Below are 23,890 nucleotides of genomic sequence, written 5' to 3'. Positions count from 1 at the left end.
GTGGGGTCGGGTTCCTGTTGGGGTTTCCGCCCGGCCGCTGGGTCGTCAAGGGAGTTTCCGACGGATACTCGCGATTAACTGGACGCAAACCCCCTGGACTACACCCAGCGACCCCGCCCCCGACCCCAGGCTACGCTCGACGGCATGGCCCTGAAGGCGATCGCGGCACTGGTGGTATCGACCGTGCTCCTCGCCGGATGCGGCGGTGAACCGGCCGCCGCGCCGCCGTCCCGGACAGCGGCGCCGGCGGTGTCGGCCTCGTCGGCCGCACCGTCCCCGACCCCGTCGGAGTCGCTGCCGCCGGTGACCGACAAGGTCTCGCTCCCGCAGCTGATGCTCGAGGAGTTCCCGGGCGGCGAGGTGGAGGTGCTGCGGGAGTCGGGGAGCACGGAGGCCTACCGGCGCTTCGAGGTCAGCTACCCGAGCGGGCGGCTGACGATCACGGGAGTGCTGTTCCGGCCGCGCAGCGAGGGCCCGTTCCCCGGGGTGGTCTTCGCCCACGGCCACATCGACACCGACATCTACGTCACCGGACAGGGCCTCAGACGCGAGCAGGACCGGCTGGCACGGGAGGGCTACGTCGTCTTGCACACCGACTACCGCGGCCACGCCGGTTCCTCACCCATCCCGGAAGGCACCGAGGAGGACGAGAGCCGCCTCGGCTACACCCGCGACACGATCAACGCCGTCCAGGCGATGAAGAGACTTCCGTACGTCGACCCCGACCGCACCGCGCTGCTCGGCCGTTCCATGGGCGGGGGAGTGGTGATGAACGCGCTCGTGGCCCAGCCGGACCTGGTGCGTGCTGGGGTGACGTACGCATCGGTCTCCTCGGATATCGTCGACAACATCAACCGGTGGGCGGTGCCGTCGCGGCCCGAGGAGGTGGCCCGGCTCTACCGGCAGTACGGAGATCCCGAGCGGGAGCCGGAGTTCTGGGAGGGGCTGTCGGCCCGGACGTACTTCGACCGCATCGAGGTCCCGGTCCAGATGCATCACGGCACCGACGACGAGTCGTGCCCGATCCGGTGGGCCTACACCACCCGGGACCTGATGGAAGCCGCGGGAGTGCGGCAGCGGCTGTGGGTCTACCAGGACGAGCAGCATGCCTTCGGACCGCAGTGGGACCTCTCGATCCGGCGGGTGATCGGGTTTCTCGATCGTCATCTGGCATGACGTGGTCAGGTGGAAAGAGGGGCCCAGCGGTCCCATCCTTTTGGGGACTTTCGACACTGTTTCGACAACAGTCCGGTAACGCAACATGGGTGCTCCACACACAGTGGCCGACTGCGGGGAAGCGTCTGGATCTGGGGGGCTTGAAGCCCAAGGGAGTATCCGGGTGAAGTTCTGCAGCGGCGGGCGGGGTCAGGGCTCTTCGAAGCCAGGGCCCCGCTTGCGTGCTTCCGGGAGGGTGTGTCAGCCGGGTCCCCGGATGACCACCAGTGGTGAGGCATGATGTGGGCATGAGTGTCGACCTCGGACCGAAGACCGGGACGCAGCGGCCGCGGTCACCGTGGCGCTGGCTCGCGGCCGTCATCGCCGCCGCGGTCGTGCTCGTGGCCATCGTCGCCTCCTTCGGCCTGCTCGGCTCCGACGACACCGCCGAGGACCCCGGTGCCACGCCACCTTCGCCGACCGCGACGGTCACCGAGACCGCGGCGCCCCCGTCGGCCTCCGCCCCGGCCGGTGGCGGAGGGACGACCGAGCTGACCGTCGTCGCCGACACCGCCCGCTGCCTCCCGCCGACCTCGAAGTGGCTCTCCCGGAACGCCGCACTGGCCTTCGAAGGCACCGCCGAGAGCGTGACCAAGAGCGAGGCCCTGCTGCGGGTGAAGACGTGGATGTACGCCGACGGCTTCGGCGGCACCGACACCGTCCGGATCACCCTGCCCGCGCCGAGCACGATCCCGATGCCCGAGTTCGAGAAGGGCAAGACCTACCTGGTCGCGGCCAAGGGCGACGCCGAGGTCATCGGCTGCGGCTACAGCGACGCCAAGAGCGCGAAGCTCCAGAAGCTCTACACCGCCGCGTTCAAGTGATCTCCGGGCTCCTCCTGGCCGCTGGAGCCGGGCGCCGGATGGGCAAGCCGAAGGCGCTCGTCGACGACTGGCTGGTCCGGTCGGTCGAGGTCCTGCGCGAGGGCGGCTGCGACGACGTACTCGTCGTGCTCGGGGCGTCCGCCGAGGAGGCTCGGGCGCTTCTTCCGGCCGACCAGCGGGTCGTCGTCGCCGAGGACTGGGACGCGGGGATGGGGGCCTCGCTGCGGGTCGGTCTGGGGGCGCTCGGACCGGAGGTCGAGGCCGCCGTGGTGCACCTGGTCGACCTGCCGGACGTCGTCTCGGACGTCGTGGCGCGCGTGATCCCGGCGGCTTCCGCCCGCGGGCTGGCCCGGGCGGCCTATCAGGGGGTTCCGGGGCATCCGGTGCTGATCGGGCGCGACCACTGGGACGGTGTCATCGAGGCGGCCGTGGGGGACCAGGGCGCCCGGGGATATCTCGAGGCCCACGACGTACGTCTGGTGGAGTGCGGCGACCTGGCCGGCGGCGCCGACGTCGACCGTCGCTGACCGGACGACTCGCTCCTACCCTCGTTGGAGGTTGTTCCAACCCTCAGCCAACGCTTCGCGTTCTAGGCTCAGGGCATGGACCTGACGCCCCGGGAGATCGCCGACCGCCTGGCGGGGACGGGATATCTGGCCGACCCGGAGCTGGCGACGGTGACGTTCCTCGGGCTGCGGATGCAGCGGCCGCTGCTGCTCGAGGGCGAGCCCGGGACCGGCAAGACGGCGCTCGCCGAGGCCGTCGCCGAGGCGCTGGACCTGCCGCTCGTACGGCTGCAGTGCTACGAGGGGATCGACGCCACCCAGGCGCTCTACGACTGGGACTTCGCCCGCCAGATCCTGCACCTGCGCGCCCTGGAGGCGGCCGGTGGCGCGGGTGAGGTGGAGGAGGCCGAGAAGTCGCTCTACGACGAGCGGTTCCTGCTCGCCCGTCCGGTGCTGGCAGCGCTGCGCCAGTCGCCGTCGGTGCTGCTCGTCGACGAGGTGGACCGGGCCGACGACGAGTTCGAGGCGTTCCTGCTCGAGGTGCTGTCCACCTACCAGGTGACGATCCCGGAGTTCGGGACAGTGGCCGCGGCGGTCCCGCCGGTCGTTGTGCTCACCTCCAACCGCACCCGCGAGCTCCACGACGCCCTCAAGCGCCGCTGCCTCTACCACTGGATCGACCACCCGGGGCTGGACCGCGAGATCGAGATCGTACGCAGCCGAGCCCCCGAGGTCGCCGAGGAGCTCGCCCGCCAGGTGGTCACGGTGGTCCAGCAGCTGCGCGGTGCCGAGGGCGCGAACGCCCTGCTCAAGCCCCCGGGCGTCGCGGAGACCCTCGACTGGGCCCGAGCCCTGCACCACCTCGGCACGACCGAGATGAACCTGGAGAGTGCCGCCGCCACGCTCGGCGCGCTCGTCAAGCACCGCGAGGACGCCGACCGCGTCCGGGCGGCGCTGGATCGGCTGCTGACGTGACGGACTTCTCTGGCAAAACTGGCACTTCTCGGGCAATGCAACGCCAGAGAAGTGCGGGGATACCCGGTGAACCGGGTATCCCAACGGCGATCTTCCTCGCCTTCACCCGAGCCCTCCGGGCGGCCGGGGTGCCGGTGACCCAGGACCGCGCCCACGGCTTCCTGCAGGCGACGGCGATCGTGGGCGCCGACGACCCGGTCGCGACCTACACGGCCGGGCGGGCGACGCTGTGCGCCGGCCCGGACGACCTGCGCCGCTACGACCAGGTCTTCGAGGCCTGGTTCGGATCGACGGCGACGCTGCCGGGCCCGCAGGGGCCGCCGCGTACGGTCTCGGTCACCTCGACCCTTCCCGAGACCGAGCCGCAGGACGGCGACGGCACGGGGGAGGGGGAAGGCGACGTCATCCGGGCGCGGGCCAGCGAGATCGAGACCCTGCGCCACCGCGACGTCGCCGACCTCGACCCGGCCGAGCAGGAGCGGGTGGCCGCGCTGATAGCGCGCCTCCGCCCGCAGGCCCCGCGACGCAGGACGCCGCGACAGGAGCAGTGGCGGCGAGGCCGCGTCGACGCCCACCGCACCCTGCGGGCCAGCCTGCGCCACCTCGGCGAACCGGCCGGGATCCACTACCGCCGGCGCGGAGAGCGGCCGCGGCGTGTCGTGTGGCTGATCGACGTGTCCGGGTCGATGAGCTCCTACGCCGACGTGCTGCTGCGGGTCGCCCATCGGGTGAGCTCGGCGGGGCCGGCCAACGGCGTGTTCACGATGGGCACCAGGCTCACCAACGTCACCCACGCACTGCGCCACCGTGACCCCGACCGTGCGCTGGTCGCGGCGGGCGAGACGGTGCCCGACTGGTCGGGCGGCACCCGGCTCGGCGACAACCTGCAGGCCTTCCTGCGGCGCCATCAAGGACTGGCCCGAGGCGCGGTGGTGATCATCGCGAGCGACGGCTGGGAGCGCGGCGACACCGCGCTCCTCCACGAGCAGACGGCGAGGCTGCACCGCCTCGCCCATCGTGTGGTGTGGGTCAACCCACACCGTGGCAAGGTTGGATATGAGCCGCTGCAGCGAGGCATCGTCGCGGTGCTTCCGCACGTGGACGACTTCGTCGCCGGGCATTCGCTGGCGACGTACGAGGATCTGGTGGAGGTGATCGCGCGTGCGTGACGTACTCGACGATCTGATGAAGTGGTGGGACGCTGGCGAGACGGTGGCGGTGGCCACGGTGGTGGCGACGTTCCAGTCTGCGCCCCGGCCGCCGGGGGCCTCGATGCTCGTCGGCCCCGACGAGACCGCGGTCGGCTCCGTCTCCGGCGGCTGCGTCGAAGGCGCCGTCTACGAGGTCGCCCGCGAGGTCGCGCAGACCGGTGTCCCCGAGCTCCACCGCTACGGCGTCTCCGACGACGACGCGTTCGCGGTCGGTCTGACCTGCGGCGGCATCCTCGACGTCTTCGTCGAGAAGGTGTCGAAGGAGACCTTCCCGGAGCTCGGCGAGCTCGCCGAGGACGTACGCAGCGGCAGCCCGGTCGCCCTCGCGACCGTCATCGAGCACCCCGACCCGGAGATCCTCGGGCGCCGCGTCCTCATCCGCCCCGAAGGGGTCAAGGGCTCGCTGGGCAGCTCCCGGATGGACGACGCCGTCCACGACGACGCGCTCGGGCTGCTGGCTCACGGCACCAACCAGACCCTCTCGTACGGCATCGACGGCGAGCGGCGCGGCGAGGGCATGCGGGTCTTCGTCTGGTCCTTCGCACCCAAGCCCCGGATGCTCGTCTTCGGCGCGATCGACTTCGCCGCCGCCGTGGCCCGGGTCGGCGCCTTCCTCGGCTACCACGTCACCGTCTGCGACGCCCGCCCGGTCTTCGCGACCAACTCCCGCTTCCCCGAGGCCGACGAGGTCGTCGTCGACTGGCCCCACCGCTTCCTGACCCAGGAGGTCGAGGCGGGCCGCATCGACCAGCGCACCGTGATCGCCGTCCTCACCCACGACCCGAAGTTCGACGTACCTCTCCTCGAGGTCGCCCTCCGCCTCCCCGACATCGCCTACGTCGGCGCGATGGGCTCACGCCGCACCCACGACGACCGCCTCGCCCGCCTCCGCGACGCCGGCCTCACCGACGACGAGATCGCCCGCCTCAGCAGCCCGATCGGCCTCGACCTCGGCGCCCGTACGCCGGAGGAGACCGCCATCTCCATCGCCGCCGAGATCATCGCCGGCCGCTGGGGCGGCACCGGCGAGCGCCTGGCGACCACCACCGGACGGATCCACGAAGACCGTTAGACAAAGCCGCGATCTGGTTTGTTACGGTCGAAGAGTGAAGAGAACATGGCAGATCGGCAATGCTCTTGCCCTCCTCTTTGCGCTGGTGGCCAACTTCCTGACCGGCGCGCAGATTCTCGATCTGCCGGCGATCGGGGAGATATCGGATCGATACGCCACCTATCTGACACCGGCTGGGTACGCCTTCTCCATCTGGACTCCCATCTATCTGCTGCTGATCGTCTTCGTGGTCTACCAGGCCAGGGATCTTCGTGATCCGCGCGATGACAATCACGTCCCGCAGCTGCTCGGACCGCTCTTCATCGCCGCCAGCATCTGCAACGGGCTGTGGACCTACGTCTTCGTGAAGGAGTGGGTCGGCCTCTCGGTCGTAGTTCTGCTGACTCTCACGGCAACGCTCTACGCCGCGCTGTGGCGCCTCGGGGTAGGCATGACCCGGCCGTCCACCAATGACTTCCTCATGGTCTGGCTTCCGCTGATGCTCTACACGGGATGGGTCACCGCGGCGAGCATCGTCAACATCGCCACCTATCTCGACTCGCAGGACGTGACCGTCAGCCCAATGGCCGCGATCGTCGTGATCGCGGTGCTCACCGTTGCTCTGCTGGCGCTTCTGCTCAAGCGCAACCTGCGCGAGCTGCTGATCTCCTGCGCCTGGGCGCTGGTCGCGGTCGGTCTGCGCCAGATCGAGCTCTCGCAGAGTACGTCGGTGGCGATCGTGGCGCTGGTGTGCGCCGGGATCCTGATCATCGCGATGCTCTTCCACGGGATCGCTCGCGGACTGTCGTATGACCGCCGCACCGAGGGCACCTGAGCTGCCAACAGACCCACGGTGACGTCGCCGTGCGGGCACCGCGACTCCTGTGACCGCATCGGGTACGGAGCAGGTACCGCTGAGGGGATCGTGAGGCACGTCACAGGGTGCTACCTTGGCAGGACCGAGCCTCAGGGCCGAGCTCCAAGGGGGATCTGATGGTCCGTAGCGATCTGCAGGAGCGCCGCATCAGCGCGGCGCGGGCGTGGACCGCCTTCGTGGAGAGCGGCGATGCCGCCGAGGACTTCGTCCGGCCCGAGATCCTGTCGAGCTGGACGCGCTCGGCGACGGCCGTGAAGCCGGACGTGCGCGAGGCGCCGCTGGCGGACGAGGACGAGACCCGGGAGATGTGGCGCGGGTCCCCGCTCCAGGTGGCCGTCGAACGGGTCGAGGAGGAGCTGCGCTGCACCGCGGACGACGGCGATCTGGTCATCGCGGTGACCGACCCCGACACCCGGGTGCTGTGGACCTACGGCGGCCGGGTGATGCGCCATAAGGCGGAGTCGGTCAACTTCGTACCGGGTGGGCGCTGGGACGACGAGAGCGCCGGCACCAACGCGCTCGACCTCGCCAACCGGACCAACGCGCCCTCGATGGTCTTCGGCCCCGAGCACTATGCCGAGGTCGTGCACAACTGGGTCTGCTGGGCCGCGCCGCTCCACGACCCGGTCACCGGCAAGCATCTCGGCGTCCTCGACCTCTCCACGACTTGGGACCGCACCCATCCGATCGGGATGGCCACAGCCCGGGTGATGGCGCGCCTCATCGAGGGCGCGCTGCCGAAGATGCCGACCCAGCGGGTGGACGAGGCGATCGCCGAGCCCGGTCTCGTGCTGACCCTGCTGGGCACGGCGGAGACCTGGCTCGACGGGCAGCGGCTGCTGCTCAACCGCCGCCAGACCGAGATCCTCGCCCTGCTCGCGCTCCACCCCGAGGGCCTCTCGCTGGAGCGGCTGCACGCGATGGTCTACGGCGACCAGGCGGTCACCCTCTCCACGCTCAAGGCCGAGGTCTCCCACCTGCGCCACGCCCTCGGCGGCCAGGTCGCCTCGCGTCCTTACCGTCTGCTGATGCCGGTCGCGACCGACGTCGATCAGGTGCTCACCCTGATCCGGCACGGCCGGGTCGCGGCTGCTGTGGAGGCGTACGGTGGTGATCTCCTGCCCGGCACCAACAGCCCGGCGCTGGCCGAGATGGCCGAGTACGTCGCGGTCGCGCTGCGCGAGGCGCTGATCGCCGACCCGCAGCCCGATGCGGTGTTGCGCTACAGCGAGCTGGCTCCGTACGACACGGAGGTCGTCGACGTCTGCCTGCGCCGCCTCGGCGGCGGCGCCCACCCGGCGTTGCCCCTGCTCAGGGCTCGTTTGGCGGCCAGCAGGTAGCCAGCCAACCGGAGCCCAACCCTGCGCGTCCTACTGTGATCTGGCCCACACAGTGACGTCTGGCAGGGAGACAACATGGCCCGGATCAGCATGCGCGTCGACGGTATGAAGGTCACCGACGACGTCGAACCGCGGACACTGCTCGTGCAGTATCTCCGCGAAGGACTCGGCAAGACCGGCACGGTGATCGGTTGCGACACCAGCAACTGCGGCGCCTGCACGGTCCATCTCGACGGCGACTCGGTGAAGTCGTGCAACGTGCTCGCGGTGCAGGCCGACGGCTGCGAGGTGACCACGATCGAGGGCCTCGCCGACACGGTCGAGGGCGACCTCCACCCGGTCCAGGAGGCGTTCCGCGAGTGTCACGGCCTGCAGTGCGGGTTCTGTACGCCCGGCATGATCATGCAGTCCGTCGACCTGCTCAAGCGCAACCCGCAGCCCAGCGAGGACGAGATCCGCGAGGGCATCGAGGGCAACCTGTGCCGCTGCACGGGCTACCACAACATCGTCCGCGCGGTGCAGTACGCCAGCGGCCACCTGGCCACCGCCGCCAACCCGCGCGGCGCGACCGAGGAGGTGGACGCGCTGTGACCGCCGTAGAGGCTCGTCCGGAGCAGACCAACGAGATCGGCCGCGACCGGCGCCGCAAGGAGGACGCCCGCCTGATCACCGGCCGGACCCGCTGGACCGACAACATCAACCTGCCCGGGATGCTGCACCTGGCGATGGTGCGCAGCCCGTTCGCCCACGCCCGGATCACCAACATCGACACCAGCGCCGCGGCGGACGCCGAGGGCGTGGTGACCGTGCTGGCCGCCAAGGACTTCGACGAGACGCTCGGCGTCTGCATCAACGCCTGGCCGATCACGCCCGACCAGAAGGCGCCGGCCCATCCGCCGATCGCGACCGACCGGGTCACCTTCGCCGGTGAGATCGTCGCCGTCGTGGCTGCCCGGTCCGCAGCCGCGGCCCGCGATGCGGCCGAGATGGTCGAGGTCGACTACGAGGAGCTTCCCGCGGTCGTCTCCCTCGAGGAGGCGGTCAAGGACGAGGTGCTCGCCCATCCCGACCTCGGCACCAACAAGTCGGCGCTGTGGGTCTTCGACAGCGCGCAGGCCGGCACCGGCGGTAACGTCGACGAGGCCATCGCGACGGCCCGCAACGACGGGATCGTGATCGAGCGGACCTACCGCCAGCAGCGCCTGATCCCGGCGTTCATGGAGCCGCGCAGCGTCGTGTGCGACCCGACCGGCGAGCAGATCACGGTGTGGAGCGCCACCCAGATCCCGCACATCCTGCGGTTCGCGTTCGCCGCGACCACCGGGGTGCCCGAGTCGAAGATCCGGGTGATCGCTCCCGACGTCGGCGGCGGCTTCGGCGGCAAGCTCCAGCAGACGCCCGAGGAGATGATCGTCTTCGCGATGGCGCGCCGGCTCGGCAAGCCGGTGAAGTACACCGAGACCCGCTCCGAGTCGCTGCTCTCCGCCCACCACGGTCGCGACCAGATCCAGAAGCTGACGCTCTCGGCCACGAAGGACGGGCAGGTCACCGGACTCAAGGTCGAGCTCGACGCCAACCTGGGCGCCTACGTCGCCATCGTCGGCGGCGGCGTCCCGGTGCTCGGCGCGTTCATGTTCAACGCGATCTACAAGTTCCCGGCCTACCAGTTCAACTGCCAGACGGTGTTCACCAACACCACCTGGACCGACGCCTACCGCGGCGCGGGGCGGCCGGAGGCGACGTACGCCGTCGAGCGGCTGATGGACGAGCTGGCCGCCGAGGTCGGGGTCGACCCGCTCGAGATCCGGGAGAAGAACTGGATCACGCACGAGGAGTTCCCCTTCACGACCGTCGCGGGGCTCACCTACGACAGCGGCAACTATGAGGCGGCGACCGCCAAGGCGAAGGAGCTCTTCGGCTACGACGAGCTCCGTCGTGAGCAGGCGGAGCGCCGGGCCAACAACGACCCGGTCCAGCTCGGCATCGGCGTCTCGACCTTCACCGAGATGTGTGGCCTGGCCCCGTCACGAGTGCTCGGCAGCCTCGACTACGGTGCCGGCGGCTGGGAGCACGCCCAGGTGCGGATGACGCCGACCGGCAAGGTCGAGGTCATCACCGGCGCCAGCGCTCACGGGCAGGGGCACGAGACCGCGTTCAGTCAGATCGTGGCGGACCGTCTCGGCGTACCGTTCGAGGACGTCGAGGTGCTCCACGGCGACACCCAGATCGCGGCCAAGGGCTACGACACCTACGGCTCCAGGAGCCTGGTCGTGGGTGGCGAGGCGCTGGTGCGGGCCGCCGACAAGGTGCTCGAGAAGGCCAAGCCGATCGCGGCCCACCTGCTCGAGGCGAGCGTCGACGACCTGGAGTTCACCGGTGGCAGGTGGACGGTGCGCGGCACCGACCAGGGCATGTCGATCGGCGAGCTGTCCACGGCGGTCTTCGCGGCCCACAATCTGCCCGACGGGGTCGAGGCCAACCTCGACTCCGAGGCCACCTTCGACCCGGAGAACTTCAACTTCCCGCACGGCACCCACCTGTGCGCGATGGAGGTCGACACCGAGACCGGGCAGGTGAAGATGCGGAAGTACGTCTGCTGCGACGACATCGGCAACATCATCAACCCGCTCATCGTCGCGGGACAGGTGCACGGTGGACTGGTCCAGGGCATCGCCCAGGCGCTGTGGGAGGATGCGGTCTACGACGACGCCGGCACGCTGGTCGCCGGCTCCTTCGTCGACTACCTGCTCCCGACCGCCGCCGACACGATCAGCTTCGAGATCGACCACACCACCTCGCCCTCGACCACCAACACGCTCGGCACCAAGGGCGTCGGGGAGGCCGGCACGATCGCCTCCACTCCGGCGGTGGTCAACGCGGTCGTCGACGCGCTGCGCCCGCTGGGTGTCAACGACGTGACCATGCCCTGCACACCGGAACGGGTGTGGCGGGCGATCAACGAGAGCTCGGCCGGTGGCGAGACCACCGGCGCGGCCGCCGCACACTTCGATCCGTCGACGGGCATGTCCGGGAACGTCGACCGCACGGAAGGAGACGCCCAGTGATTCCCGCATCGTTCGACTACGTCGCCCCGACCACGGTCGAGGAGGCGCTGGCCGCCCTCGCCCAGTACGGCGACGAGGCCAAGATCATCGCCGGCGGGCAGAGCCTGCTGCCGGTGCTGAGGATGCGTCTCAACGCTCCCGAGTGGGTCATCGACCTCGGTCGCATCGACTCCCTCAAGGGCGTACGCGACGAGGGCGACTCGATCCTCATCGGCGCCATGACCCGCCACTGCGACGTCGCGACCGATCCTCTGGTCGCCGAGCACGCGACCCTGGTCGCTCGTGCCACGGCGACGGTCGCCGACGAGCAGGTACGCCACCGCGGCACCTTCGGTGGCGCGCTCGCCCACGCCGACCCGGCGGGAGACCTCGGAGCCCCGGCCCTGGCCCTGGACGCCGAGTTCGTCATCGCCGGGCCGGGCGGGGAGCGGGTCGTCCCGGGCTCGGAGTTCTTCCAGGGGCTCTTCGAGACGGCCGTCTCCGAAGACGAGCTGCTCGTCGGCGTACGCATCCCGAAGCACACCGGATGGACGGCCCACTACGAGAAGTTCGTGCGGGTCGCCCACCAGTGGCCGATCTGCGCGGTCGGCGCGACCCTCAAGGTCTCCGGCGGCGTGATCGAGGGTGCGGCGATCGGTCTCACCAACATGGGCGCCACCCCGTTGCGCGCGGCCGGCGTCGAGCAGGCGCTGGTCGGCCAGCAGGCCACCGAGGAGGTCGTACGCAACGCCGCGGCCCTGGCCGCGGACGGCGCCGAGCCGCCGTCCGACCTCAACGGCGACGCCGACTACCGGCGCCATCTGGTCACGGTGCTCACCCGGCGGGCCATCACGAAGGCGCTCGGGGGCTGACGCGTGGATCTGACGCACCAGTTCACGGTTCCGACCTCGGTCGAGGAGACCTGGGACAGCTTCTTGGACATCGGCTCGCTCGCCGAATGCTTCCCGGGAGCCCAGGTCACCTCGGCCGAGGGCGACACCTTCACCGGCACGGTGAAGGTGAAGCTCGGTCCGATCGCCATGGTCTACGCCGGCTCCGGCACGTTCATCGAGAAGGACGAGTCCGCCCGTCGGCTGGTCGTCGAGGCGAAGGGGCGCGACAAGCGTGGCAACGGCACCGCCGGCGCCAACGCGACGCTGACGATGGCTCCGGAGGGCACGGGCACGCGGGTCGAGATCGTCACCGACCTCGCGGTCACCGGCAAGCCCGCCCAGTTCGGCCGCGGGGTCATGCAGGACGTCTCCGACAAGCTGCTCGGTCAGTTCGTCGCGTGCCTGGAGTCGAAGTCGGCACCCCCGTCGGTCGCGCCCGCGAGCGAAGCGAGCGGTGTCGAGACCAACACAGTCCCGTCGAGCGCCGGAGGGGACCGTGTCGGTCTCACGGAGACCGGTTCGGCGGGGCCTCCGCCCAGCGGCTCCGGCAGCTCTACCAGCGGTGCGCCGAAGCACGCGGCGCCGAAGGAGCCCGACGCGCTCGACCTCGGCGCCACGGTCGTACCGGTGCTGATCAAGAACTACGGCAGGAAGATCGCCCTCGGGGTGGCGGTCATCGCCGCGGTGGTGATCGTCTACAAGCTCCTGCGGGGCTGAGGCCGGATCGCGCGACGAACCCGTCGCGCAATCCGGATACCTCTCGCGCAACCTGGATAGCGGAGCGCTGTTCGACCTCTCTAGCGTTTTGCCTACGCAGACCCCGCTGCGAGAGGAAACAGTAAAAGTGAAGATCGCGGTCATCGGCGCCGGGTTCGCAGGCATCGCCTCGGCCAAGGTGCTCACCCAGCTCGGGCACGACATCACCGTCTTCGAGAAGGCGCCCGATGTCGGTGGTGTATGGAGCCGCACCCGTCGCTACCCGGGCCTGACGACGCAGAACAACAAGGACTCCTACACGCTCTCGGACCTGAGGATGCCGAAGGTGTTCCCCGAGTGGCTCAGCGGCGAGCAGGTGCAGAGCTACCTCGAGATGTACGTCGAGAAGTTCGAGCTCGCCCCGATGATCAGGCTCTCGACCGAGGTACTGAGCGCCCAGCCGGCTGGAGGGGGCGGCTGGGCGCTCACCTCGAAAGCCAGCTCCGCTGAGGGGCCTGACGACGAGGCGACCGAGCACTACGACCACCTCGTCGTGGCCAGCGGCGTCTTCTCGGAGCCGTTCACCCCTGCGTACGACGGGGTCGACGAGCTGGAGGCCGCGGGCGGCAAGATCCTGGCCGCGAGCGAGCTGCACGACCTGGACACCGTCAAGGGCAAGGACGTCGTGGTCGTCGGCTACGGGAAGTCCGCCTGCGACGTGGCCGTCGAGATCGCCAAGGAGGCGACCTCGACCACCGTGGTCGCGCGCCAGCTGCTGTGGAAGATGCCCCGCAAGATCAAGGGCGTCCTCAACTACAAGATGCTGCTGCTCACGCGCATGGGGGAGGGGCTCTTCCCCTATCAGAACATCCGCGGAGCCGAGAAGATGCTGCACGCCGGCGGCTCGAAGATGGCCGGCTCGATGGTCGGCAGCGTCGAGTCGGTCACCACCAGCCAGCTCAAGCTGAAGAAGCTCGGGCTGATCCCCAAGGGCCAGTTCACCGACATCGCCCGCTCGACGGTCTCGCTGGCCACCGAGGGCTTCTTCGAGGGCGTCGAGGCCGGCGACATCACCGTCGAGCGCGACACCGAGATCGCCGCGTTCGTGACCAAGGACGGCAAGCCGTACGCCGAGCTCGCCAACGGTCGCGCGGTGCCGGCCGACGTCGTGGTGACCGCGACCGGTTTCAAGCAGGAGCTCCCGTTCTTCTCCGAGGAGATCCAGGACCAGCTCACCGACGACAACGGCGACTACCAGCTCTACCGCCAGATCCTCCCGCTCACTGTGAAGGACTTGACCTTCGCCGGCTACAACTCCTCGTTCTTCTCGCCGCTCTCGGCCGAGATGAGCGCGGTCTGGATCGGCTCCCACCTCGGCGGCGGCCACCAGGTCCCTCCGGTGGAGGAGATGGAGGCCCACGTCACCGCGCGGCTGGCCTGGATGCGGGAGCGCACCGACGGCCACCACGCCCGCGGCACCAACATCATCCCGTTCTCGATGCACAACATCGACGAGGTCCTCGGCGACGTCGGTATCGACGTCAGCAAGCGGGTCAAGGCGATGCAGTGGCTGCTGCCGATCGACCCGAAGGCGTACGCCTCCGTCACGCCCAGGCTCGTGGAGAAGCTGGCCGGGAGGAGCTAGTACGACGCGAGATGCCGGTGTTCCTGGGTGGGACCGGCATCTCGTCTCGGGTTCGACTGGACTCCAGCCGGGACCTTGGACAGTGATTGTGCCGTGTTCGCGTTCACGCGGCGCCGGCTCCGCTACGCTCTTCGGTCAATCGAGCCACGGTCCAGGAGCCTCCCTTGCCCCGTCCCCTGCTGAGCCGCCACACCGTTGTCGCCACCACCGATGTGGACCAGGCCCGAGAGGCCGTAGCGGAGCGTTTCTGCGCCCACTACCTGGCGCTGACGCAGGCCGGCTCGCAGCTGGACATGGTGCACAACGCCGCGCAGCTGGGCGAGGACGTGATGCTCAACTACATGCGCTACGGCGACGAGGTGCGGATCACGCCCGGCACCTTCGACGACTTCTACCTGATCCAGCTCCCGCTGGCCGGCAGTGCCAAGGTCAAGGTGGGGGAGCACGTCGTCCTCGCCGACCGGACCCGTGCCTCGATCGGCTCGCCCACCGAGGCCGTCGACATGCTCTGGTCCGACGGCTGCGAGAAGCTGCAGGTCTACATCCGCCGCAGCGCGGTCGAGGAGGCGGCTGCCGGCATCGGCGGCGCCGGCCCGGTGGTCTTCGACCCCACGCTCGACCTGGCCCGGCCCGAGGTGCGCGACTGGCTGAAGATGGTGCGTCTGGCCTACGACAACGTCGAGGCGGGTGGCTCGCTGATGAGCTCTCCGCTGGTGGCCGCGCCCTACGAGCAGGCGCTCATCGGCGGCCTGCTGACGATCCAGGCCAACACGTCGTTGGAGATCGCCTCCGAGAACGCCACGCCCTCGATGTCCCGGGCCGTACGCATGGCCGTCGACCTCCTCGAGGCCCACCCCGAGCGCCCCTGGAAGGTCGCCGAGCTGGCCCAGAAGGTCGGCGTCTCCACCCGCACGCTGCAGGAGGCGTTCCAGCGCGACCTCGACACGACACCCCTGGAGTACTGGCGGCGGACCCGGCTCGACCGCGCCCACGCCGACCTGCTCGCCGCCGACGCGACCGCCACCTCGGTCACCGCCATCGCCGCCCGGTGGGGCTTCTTCCACCTCGGCCGGTTCTCCCAGGCGTACCGGGCGCAGTTCCAGGAGCTCCCGTCGCAGACGCTCATGCGTTGAGGCGCCTCCGCTACACTCCTTGCTCGATTCGCTCGAAGATGTCTGCGTCGGTCTCGCGCTGCCACTCGGGCATGTCGTCCCAGTCGGCGACATAGCCGCCGACGCCCTTCTGAATCAGACCGACGCCATCGCGATGGATGGCTCTGTCGGCGGCTAGATCGCGCTCAGCGTTCACCCCTGAGGCAGGCCAAACCGTCCAACCTTGGTGCGGCTCGGATGGGCGCGGTTGAGTGAACGATCCTCAAAATTTGGGAATTCGGCGGCGCCGCATACCTGTACCCCGCTAGGTTCCTTGTTTGCCGCTCGGGCCAGGCACGTTTGTTCCCCACATTTCCAGGAGTTCTCGTGTCTTCTGTGTCTCGAGCGATGATTCGTGCGGTTCTAACGTCCGTGATCGGCCTATTGGCCCTGGTGTTGATGCTGGCCGGGTTGACATTGCCGACGGCGGCCCCCGCTGAGGCGGCTCCTGGTGGCCTGGCATCAGTGCCGCTTTCGGCGCCGTTGAAGGCGCCGAGCCCTGCGGTGGCGGCGAAGCCGTCGCAGTCGTTGGCGTCGACTGCAGCCGCTGCGCGGAAGGATTCCAAGCGCGAGGATGCGGGCTCGGGGAGGCCGTATCGGGTTCGCGAGCTGAAGAGCAAGCGTGATGAGCGGTCGACGACGCATCTGATGTCGGATGGCACGCGTCAGGTGACGCTGTCCACCTCGCCGGTGCATTGGCGTGAGTCGTCCTCGGATGAGTGGGAGCCGATCGAGACCGAGGTCGAGCCCGGGTCGGGGGCGACGGCGTTCGTGAACGAGACGAACGTGTTCGAGACCCGTTTCGGTGAGTCCCGCGGGGATCTGGCCACGGCCACGGGGGATGGCTGGTCGGTGTCCCTGGGCGCGGTCGGCGCGGACGGCAAGCCAGCAGTCGGGAAGGTGGCGCCGAAGGCGAAGGGCTCCCAGGTCACCGTCGATGAGGTCTTCGGGACCGGCCGTGCGGCGGCGGGTCTGCGGTACTCGGTGGGTGCTGGTGAGCTGAAGGAGGAGATCCTCCTCCCGAACGCGGCCGCCGCCGAGGCGGTACCGGCGGAGGGGTTCACGTTCACGCTCGAGCTGAAGGGTCTGGTCGCCAAGGAGCTTGAGGGCGGCGCGATCGGGCTTTACAAGAGCAAGGATGCGAAGCGGCCGCGGTTGGTGTTGCCGGCGCCGTTCATGACGGATGCGGCCGGTGTCCGCTCGGATGAGGTGACCCAGTCGCTAGGTGAGGCGGCTGATGGCACCACGACGGTGACGATCAAGCCGGATGCGGGCTGGCTGGGGGAGTCTGGGCGCGATTGGCCGGTTAGCATCGACCCGACGCTGGTGTACGCCCCGGATGCCGCCGATGGTCAGGATGTCTCGATCGGGGCGGGGTCACCGGACACGGCGCGTCCCTCGGAGCCGACGATCGCGGTCGGGGTGGGCGCCACGGGTGCGTGGCGTGGCCTGTTCAAGTTCGACACCTCGGCGATCCCGACGGGTTCGCAGGTGTACGCGGCGCAGCTGCGGCTGCACTTCTCCTCGGTGCACAACTCCGAGACCGAGCCGGTGGAGATGCGCGCGTACCCGATCACGAAGGCGTGGACCGAGACCACGGCGACGTGGAACGGCATGAACACCTCGTTCACGAACGGGAACTTCATCAACCAGTTCCTCATCGACGACTCCGACAGCGGCGCTACCTCGTTCGCGGGCCCGTGGAAGGACGTCAACGACGCGGCGGCGGTGTATGGCTCGTATGCGTCGCTCGCCTCCGGCACGACAGCGGATACGTTCGACTGGAACGCGAAGCTGCCGTGGTCGGGGCTCTATGACACTGAGACCCGTCACCTGCCGGGCGCCTCGCGGGGCACCCCAACCTATGTCGCGACCGGTGACCAAGGCAGCAGCACCCCGATCGGGATCGACCAGACCGCAGGCACCGCGGGTACCGCGCAGTGGCGACGGATCTCGTCCCAGCAGCACTTCGCACCCGGCGCGACGGCCCGGATCCGGATGACCCGCCAGTCCGGCACGACCGCCACGGCGCCGATGGCGGATGCGGTGCGGTGGATCGAGTACAACCGGGCGTTCAAGCCCGCGACCCAGCGCGACGGGTGGCACACCTACGGGCTGGGCACGATGGTCAAGAACTGGATCGACAACCCCGCCGCCAACCACGGCGTGATGGTCAAGGCACTGGACGAGTCGTCGACCGCGCCGGTGGGCGGGCCGTACTACCACTCCTCCGATGCCCCGTATGCGGCCGCGGCCGAGGGTGACACCCGCCCGCAGCTGGTGGTCGTGCTGGGCCAGCCTGGCCCGGTCCAGGACGTCCCGTCCACCGTGCATGCCGATGGCCCGGAGCTGTCGTGGTCCTCGGCGTCGGACCCGTCGTTCGCGCAGGAGGATGATGTCGCGGAGTATCAGATCTTCCGAGGCTGTGTCTCCCTGCCGGCAGCGGCGTGCACGACCCCGGTGGGGGAGGACTTCACCACCGAGTACGCCCGCAATGGCGCGTTGAAGCTGGTCGGGTCGGTCCCCGCGGACACGCTGCAGTTCCGCGATGACACTGCGGTCGCCTCCACCGCAACGGAGAAGGCGACCTACCGCTACTGGGTGGTCGCCCGCACGGTCGCCGACACCCAAGCACCGTCCTCGGGAGGCAGTGCGGAAGAGGGCCGTGACGGGACCGCGGTGGGATCGCCGATGACCGTCCAGATCCCCCAGGAAGGCCGCATCGCCCGGATCTTCACGACCAGCCGCGTGCAGGGTGTTCCTGGTGGGGATGTCGCGGACACGACGCTGTCCGCTGCGAAGCCAACCACCAACATCGAGAACCCGGATTCGGTGACGGCCGGAGACCGGACCTGGGTCCAGGTCGGCAACAACTCCGCGACCTACGGGGACGAGCGGGCTGTGTTCGGGTTCGACACCTCCACGATCAACCGCCGGGTCAAGGTCATGTCGGCGTCGTTCGAGCTGTGGAAGTCGAGCGGTGCGGGGACGACCGCGACCTATGACCTGCACGAGATGACCAGCGGGTTCGTGGAGAAGGAAGCGACCTGGCAGCGGGCCTCACTGGCGCAGGACTGGACCGATGGCGGCGCCTATAAGGCCACCGCGGTGGCCTCCGCGTCGCTGAACAACGACCCCGACCGGGTGGCGTTCGACACCACCGGCCTGAAGGCGGCCGTCCAGGGGTGGATCGATGGCACCGCGGGTGCCCCGAACGGGTTGCTGTTGAAGATCCGTGACGAGGCCGCCTCCACCCATCGGGTCTCGATCCTGAACAGCGAAGCAGCCGACCCCGGTCTGCGGCCGCGGCTGCGCGTCGAGCACCTGGTGAAGAACGACGACCAGGTCTTCGAAGCCCCCACGATGCCGGAGCGGTTCGTCCCGAACACGATCACCCGGGTGCCGGTCACGGTCGCCAACACCACCGACACTGCATGGCCCAGCACCCTGGAGCTGACCTATCGGTGGACCGACCCGGGCTCGACCACCGACAAGACGGTCGAGGGGGACCGGCTCGAGGTCGCCGTCGGCCGGGCATTGCAGCCGGGGGAGTCGGTCGATCTGGTGTTGCCGGTGCGGGTTCCGATCAACTCGGACTCGGGCAACAAGCGTATCGCCTACGACTTCTATCTGGATCTGCGCGACACCGCGACCGGGGCGTGGTGGTCGACCGCGCACCCCTACAAGCCGGGCGGTACCCAGAACTCGACCCCGGGCTGCGCGATGGTCACCACGGGTCTGATGTGTCAGGACCGGTGGGTGGAGTCGGCGACCTCGAATGCCGTGGGTCTGGAGAAGTTCGGGACCTACACCGGTGAGGAGACCGGCGCCGGGTCGCAGGTGCTGACGAATCTGTCCTCGGGCAATGTGTCGTGGTCGTATGAGCCGATCTCGAACCCGTCGGTGGGTCCCTCGGCGTTCGTGCGGATCACGTACAACTCGCGTGATCAGGTCGAGACCGGGGCCGGGTTCGGGGTGTCGGTGCAGCCGGCCACGTTGACCCGGCTGGGGAGCAGGCTCTCGGTGCCCTCGGGTGGGTCGACGAACAACGAGATGACCTTCATCGACGGCGACGGCACCGGCCACACCTACAAGATCAACGACAAGCCGGAGACTCCCAACATCCTGGAGTACGACCGTCCCGCGGGCGTGGCGCTGGAGCTGCATCGCGATACGACGGCGCCGGTGCGGGAGCAGTGGGTGTTCACACGTCCGGACGGAACCCGGTTCTTCTTCACACAGGCAGACGCACCTGAAGAACGAGATCCTGCTACCGGGGAGGTGGTCGCGACCCCGGTGGATGCCGGACTGCAGACCGCGGTGGCCGACACGTATGGCAACCGGCTCTCCTTCGGGTACTCGACCTCGGGTGAGCGTCTGGAGACGGTGAAGGACTCCCGGGGCCGTCCGGTGCTGTCCCTGAACTGGGATGCAGCCGGGTTGACCTCGATCACCGACATCGCCGGCCAGAAGCTGTCCTTCGGCTACAACAGCGCCCACATGCTGACCAGCCTGTCCGACACCGCGGCCCCGGTCGAGGGGGTGGCCACGGCGCCGGTGAAGCGGTTCGGGTTCGCCTACACCAACGACTCGGCCAACACGGGCACGTTGATGACCTCGATCACCGACCCCAGGGACAACGTCTCCAGGATCGCGTACTTCACCTCGACCGAGAACTCCTCCTACGCCAACTGGCCCAAGACCTTCACCGACCGCCGCAACAAGACCACCGACTTCACCTACTCCGACCCCGACTCCTCCGAGGGCGTCGACAACCAGGCCGTCATCACCGACAACAACACCACCGCCTCCCCAGGCGGCGGCACCCCGGGCAGCCCCGGTGCCACCGTGACCACCTACCGGGTCGACGGATACGGCCGCACCACCTCGGTCACCGACTCGCTGCAGCAGACCACCAAGCTCGGCTGGGACCGCGACCACAACGTGATCCGGCTCGAGGAGCCCAACGGTGCGGTCTCGACCTGGAAATACCACCCCACCACCGGCTATCCCACCCAGATCCGCGACGCCGAGACGGTCAAGGCCGGCGGGCTCGGGGTCCGGCTGGACTACGAGACGCTCCCCAACGCGCCGGGTGCCCCGACCGTGCTGCAGTACAAGACCAGCGCAGCCGGCCGGAAGTGGACCTTCACCAACGACCCGAACACCGGTGCCCTGAAGAGCGTGGCGGACCCGCTGGGCAACACCACCAGCTACACCTACACCGCCACCGGCCTGCTGGCCACGGCGACCGATGCCAAGGGCGCGGTCACCACCTACAACACCTATGACGAGTCGGGGATGCCGACCAAGGTCACCACCCCGGTCACCGCCACGACCACCCGGTTCTCGGAGATGACCTACGACAAGCGCGGCAACACCCTGACCGTGACCGACCCGCTCCGCAACGTCTCCACGGTCGAGTACGACGGGTTTGGCCGGCCGACCAAGGTCACCACCCCCGGCGACGACTCCGCGCCCGGTTCGCCCAAGGCGACCCGCACGACGGTGTCGGCCTACGACCTCAACGACAACCTGACCTCGACGACCGCCCCGAATGGTGCGGTGACCACCAGCACCTACAACGCCGCCGACCTGCCGACTCGGCAGGAGCTGCCCGCCAACAGCGACCCGGCCACCGAGCGGGCGATCACGTCCTCCTATGACGACCTCGGCCGGCTGATCGAGCAGACCGCCCCCGTCGGTGTGGCCACCACCACCAACGCCGACGACTTCGTCACCCGTTACGTCTACGACAAGGTCGGCCAGCAGATCCGGGTCGACGTCCCCTTCACTGATACCGACGGCACCAAGAAGACCGCGACCACCACGTCGAGCTATGACAAGGTCGGGAACCTGGTCAAGACCGTCGACCCGGTCAAGAACGCCACCACCACAGATTCCGACTACACCACCAAGGTCGACTACGACCTCAACCACCGCCCCATCACCTCCACGGACGCGAAGGGGTATGTCACCAAGACCGAGTACGACGCCGACGGTCTGGTCACAGCGACCATCGACCCCCGCGGGATCCGGGTCCGCAAGGTCTACGACAAGGTCGGCCGCCTGACCGAGACCCACGTCCCCCACACCCCGTGGGGCGCGACCTCGGCACGGGACCAGGTCACCAAGGTCGACTACGACAAGGTCGGCCAAGTCATCAAGAAGACCAGCCCCACCGGCCGGGCCTCGGAGACGATCTACAACCTGGCCGGTGAGGTGACCCAGACCAAGGCACCGTTCAAGACCGGTAACTCGACCTACCCGAACCCGGCCTCGACGTTCTACACCTACGACGACGCCGGACGTCTCGAGAAGCAGTCGCTGCCGACCTTCGACACCGCAGCGCCCGCTGAGTCCTCGAACCAGTGGACGAAGTTCACCTACTTCCCCTCCGGGGAGATCAAGACCTCCACCGACCCGTGGGGCGTGGTCACCTCCTACGTCTACAACCAGCTCGGCCAGCAGACCCAACGCTCCTACTACGGCTCCGCCGGAGCCGCGCAGTCACGCACGACCTCGATGACCTACAACCCCGACGGGTCGCTGCGAGCCAAGGACGAGCAGGCACCCGTCGAGCCCACGAAGTACTACGGCAACTCCTCACCGTATGTGTTCGCGGCGACCGGCACCTGGACCACCGTCACCGGCGGAACCAACACCGACGGCGCCAACTATGTGATGCACGCTGCCGCGGCCGCGGGTTCGACGGGGGCCTCTGACACCGCTACCTGGCGGATGAGCCCGGACAACGATGACACCTACGAGATCCAGGCCGCCTGCCCGGTCCGCACCGACACCAGCACGGCAGCCACCTACACGATCAACACCGCTGACGGCGCAAAGACGGCCACGATGAATCAGAAGGCCTGCACGAGCGCACAGAAGTGGGTCTCGCTGGGTTCGTACCGGTTCGCCGGCGGGGTGACAAAGACGATGGTGCTGAAGCCGTCGACCGATGGGGCAGTGGTCGCCGACACCATCCGGCTCATCGCTTCTGCGCCCGGACCGTCGAAGTCCTACACCTACGAATACGACCGCAACGGCCTGACCACCCAGGTCAAGGACAACACCGCTGGCGCCAAGACTGACACCTACAAGACCAGCTACGACGGCCTCGGCCGTACCGCGACCGCCACCGAGCTCGCCGGCACGACCACCCGGCGCACCACCACCTACACCTACGACCTCAACTCCAACCTGACCAGCACCTTCGCCGACCGCAAGGCCGACACGGACACAGGCGCAGGCAACCTGGCCGCGACCCGCTACACCGGCTACACCTACGACGTCCGCAACATGGTCGCCACCGTCGCCACCGGCCCCCAGCCGACCTCAGCCAACAGCCGCTACACCTACGAGTACGACTCCCGCGGGCTCCCGGTCTCGCTGACCAAACCCAACGGCAACCGGGTCGGCTACTCCTTCTACGAGGACCGGCTGCTGCGGACCTCCGATGAGCGCACCAGTGCCGAGCGCGGTAAGCAGGTCGTCGCGGCCCACACCCTGGACTATGACGCCGACGGGCAGAAGTCCTTCGATGTCGCCAAGCTCGACCAGGCCGGCACCACCGGGACCGTGGACCAGCGCTCCACGTTCTCCTACACGCCCTCGGGCCAGGTCGCTGGGGTGGACAAGTCCGGTGCTGATGCGGGTGAGGACGAGTCGTATGTCTATGACGCCGCCGGGAACATCACGACCCAGACCATGGGTGCGGTCACGACGACGTTCATCTACGACCGGAACCGGTTGACTGAAACCAAGGTCGGGACTGGGTCCACGATCTTCAGCCGCTATGACTCCTACGGGCGTTTGGTCACTCGTGACCAAGGTGCACACGTCATCGAACGCTACGGCTATGACGGGTTCGACCGGACCGTCCGGGAGCAGAAGTACACCAGCACCGGCACGCTGCAGCTGACCAAGACTCAGTCCTTCGACCCCTTCGACCGCACCACCACCCAGACCACCGCGATCACGGGGAAGCCGACCAAGTCGCTGCGGTTCACCTACCTCGGCACCAGCGACCAGGTTGCGGTCGAGGAGGAGAAGAACACCTCAGGTGCCTGGGAGGTCGCTAAGAACTACGCCTACGGGCCCAGTGGCGAGAAGCTGCAGCTGACCGACACCCCGGTCAACGGCACCACCACCGAGACCCAGTACTACGGCACCAACCCCCACGGCGACATCGAGACCCTGACCAAGGCCGACGGCACCACCGCCTCGACGTATCGCTACATGGCCTATGGGGCTCCGGACAAGAAGGGCACCACCGGCCAGGACGCCTACTCGACCGCAGCGTCCGAGACCGACCGGATGGCCGCCGACCTCGACTCGGTGAACCCCTACCGGTTCTCCGGGAAGCGGATCCACGGCGGTACCGGTACCTACGACGTCGGGTTCCGTGACTACGACCCTGGCATCAACCGGTTCCTCACCAGAGACTTCTACCAGGGAGC

The 23,890-nt window shown here is 68.9% G+C and carries 16 protein-coding genes; 15 read left to right on the top strand and 1 reads right to left on the bottom strand.

Going from position 1 to position 23,890, the window contains the following annotated elements; genetic code table 11:
• Window positions 1-144: 144 nt before the first annotated feature.
• The 14 genes from ACFVJS_RS13450 (at window position 145) to ACFVJS_RS13385 (ending at window position 15,410) form a co-directional block, all read left to right on the top strand.
• Complete coding sequence (locus ACFVJS_RS13450; RefSeq protein WP_378880702.1) at window positions 145-1,176, top strand: alpha/beta hydrolase family protein; 1,032 nt, start codon at window positions 145-147, stop codon at window positions 1,174-1,176.
• Window positions 1,177-1,463: 287 nt separating this feature from the next.
• A complete protein-coding gene (locus ACFVJS_RS13445) occupies window positions 1,464-2,039 on the top strand; it encodes a hypothetical protein (protein WP_378880700.1) in 576 nt (191 codons plus the stop codon).
• Window positions 2,036-2,566, top strand: coding sequence for an NTP transferase domain-containing protein (locus tag ACFVJS_RS13440; RefSeq protein WP_378880697.1), 531 nt, complete (start codon window positions 2,036-2,038; stop codon window positions 2,564-2,566). Before ACFVJS_RS13445 ends, ACFVJS_RS13440 begins: the two co-directional genes overlap by 4 nt.
• 75 nt (window positions 2,567-2,641) lie before the next feature.
• Window positions 2,642-3,520, top strand: coding sequence for an AAA family ATPase (locus ACFVJS_RS13435; RefSeq protein ID WP_378880695.1), 879 nt, complete (start codon window positions 2,642-2,644; stop codon window positions 3,518-3,520).
• A gap of 128 nt (window positions 3,521-3,648) precedes the next feature.
• Window positions 3,649-4,689 carry a VWA domain-containing protein gene (locus ACFVJS_RS13430; protein WP_378880692.1) on the top strand — a complete coding sequence of 347 codons (1,041 nt, stop codon included), beginning with the start codon at window positions 3,649-3,651 and terminating at the stop codon, window positions 4,687-4,689.
• Complete coding sequence (locus tag ACFVJS_RS13425; protein ID WP_378880689.1) at window positions 4,682-5,803, top strand: XdhC family protein; 1,122 nt, start codon at window positions 4,682-4,684, stop codon at window positions 5,801-5,803. The genes ACFVJS_RS13430 and ACFVJS_RS13425 overlap by 8 nt, the downstream gene beginning before the upstream one ends.
• 34 nt (window positions 5,804-5,837) lie before the next feature.
• Entirely contained in the window at window positions 5,838-6,617 is a 780-nt protein-coding gene (locus ACFVJS_RS13420) for a hypothetical protein (protein ID WP_378880687.1), read from the top strand.
• A 158-nt stretch (window positions 6,618-6,775) separates the two neighbouring features.
• The gene (locus ACFVJS_RS13415) at window positions 6,776-7,999 is read left to right on the top strand and encodes a transcriptional regulator (protein WP_378880684.1); all 1,224 of its coding nucleotides are present in this window, start codon (window positions 6,776-6,778) and stop codon (window positions 7,997-7,999) included.
• 75 nt (window positions 8,000-8,074) lie between these two features.
• Complete coding sequence (locus ACFVJS_RS13410; RefSeq protein ID WP_141795068.1) at window positions 8,075-8,590, top strand: (2Fe-2S)-binding protein; 516 nt, start codon at window positions 8,075-8,077, stop codon at window positions 8,588-8,590.
• Window positions 8,587-11,064, top strand: coding sequence for a xanthine dehydrogenase family protein molybdopterin-binding subunit (locus ACFVJS_RS13405; protein ID WP_378880682.1), 2,478 nt, complete (start codon window positions 8,587-8,589; stop codon window positions 11,062-11,064). The genes ACFVJS_RS13410 and ACFVJS_RS13405 overlap by 4 nt, the downstream gene beginning before the upstream one ends.
• The gene (locus ACFVJS_RS13400) at window positions 11,061-11,915 is read left to right on the top strand and encodes an FAD binding domain-containing protein (RefSeq protein ID WP_378880679.1); all 855 of its coding nucleotides are present in this window, start codon (window positions 11,061-11,063) and stop codon (window positions 11,913-11,915) included. The genes ACFVJS_RS13405 and ACFVJS_RS13400 overlap by 4 nt, the downstream gene beginning before the upstream one ends.
• A gap of 3 nt (window positions 11,916-11,918) precedes the next feature.
• Entirely contained in the window at window positions 11,919-12,653 is a 735-nt protein-coding gene (locus ACFVJS_RS13395) for an SRPBCC family protein (RefSeq protein ID WP_378880677.1), read from the top strand.
• 127 nt (window positions 12,654-12,780) lie between these two features.
• Complete coding sequence (locus ACFVJS_RS13390; protein ID WP_378880675.1) at window positions 12,781-14,277, top strand: flavin-containing monooxygenase; 1,497 nt, start codon at window positions 12,781-12,783, stop codon at window positions 14,275-14,277.
• Window positions 14,278-14,441: 164 nt separating this feature from the next.
• Window positions 14,442-15,410: an AraC family transcriptional regulator gene (locus ACFVJS_RS13385; RefSeq protein WP_378880670.1), complete on the top strand. Its 969-nt coding sequence runs from the start codon at window positions 14,442-14,444 to the stop codon at window positions 15,408-15,410.
• Window positions 15,411-15,420: 10 nt separating this feature from the next.
• Here the strand turns inward: ACFVJS_RS13385 and ACFVJS_RS13380 are convergent, their stop codons facing one another.
• Window positions 15,421-15,585 (bottom strand): hypothetical protein, encoded by a 165-nt coding sequence (locus ACFVJS_RS13380; protein WP_378880668.1) that lies wholly within the window; start codon window positions 15,583-15,585, stop codon window positions 15,421-15,423.
• A 491-nt stretch (window positions 15,586-16,076) separates the two neighbouring features.
• On the opposite strand from ACFVJS_RS13380, the gene ACFVJS_RS13375 reads away from it, so the two are divergent.
• Window positions 16,077-23,890, top strand: a 7,814-nt coding sequence (locus tag ACFVJS_RS13375; protein WP_378880665.1) for a DNRLRE domain-containing protein, incomplete at its 3' end; no start/stop codon positions are given.

It is taken from the genome of Nocardioides sp. NPDC057772 (genome assembly GCF_042798075.1).
Lineage (GTDB): Bacteria > Actinomycetota > Actinomycetes > Propionibacteriales > Nocardioidaceae > Nocardioides.
This window is presented reverse-complemented; position numbering and strand designations above follow the sequence as displayed.

What these genes read in the sequence shown, in the direction of transcription:
- ACFVJS_RS13410 (WP_141795068.1), top strand. Translation starts at nt 8,075, where the DNA reads ATGGCCCGGATCAGCATGCGCGTCGACGGTATGAAGGTCACCGACGAC.
- ACFVJS_RS13435 (WP_378880695.1), top strand. Translation starts at nt 2,642, where the DNA reads ATGGACCTGACGCCCCGGGAGATCGCCGACCGCCTGGCGGGGACGGGA.
- ACFVJS_RS13415 (WP_378880684.1), top strand. Translation starts at nt 6,776, where the DNA reads ATGGTCCGTAGCGATCTGCAGGAGCGCCGCATCAGCGCGGCGCGGGCG.
- ACFVJS_RS13445 (WP_378880700.1), top strand. Translation starts at nt 1,464, where the DNA reads ATGAGTGTCGACCTCGGACCGAAGACCGGGACGCAGCGGCCGCGGTCA.
- ACFVJS_RS13450 (WP_378880702.1), top strand. Translation starts at nt 145, where the DNA reads ATGGCCCTGAAGGCGATCGCGGCACTGGTGGTATCGACCGTGCTCCTC.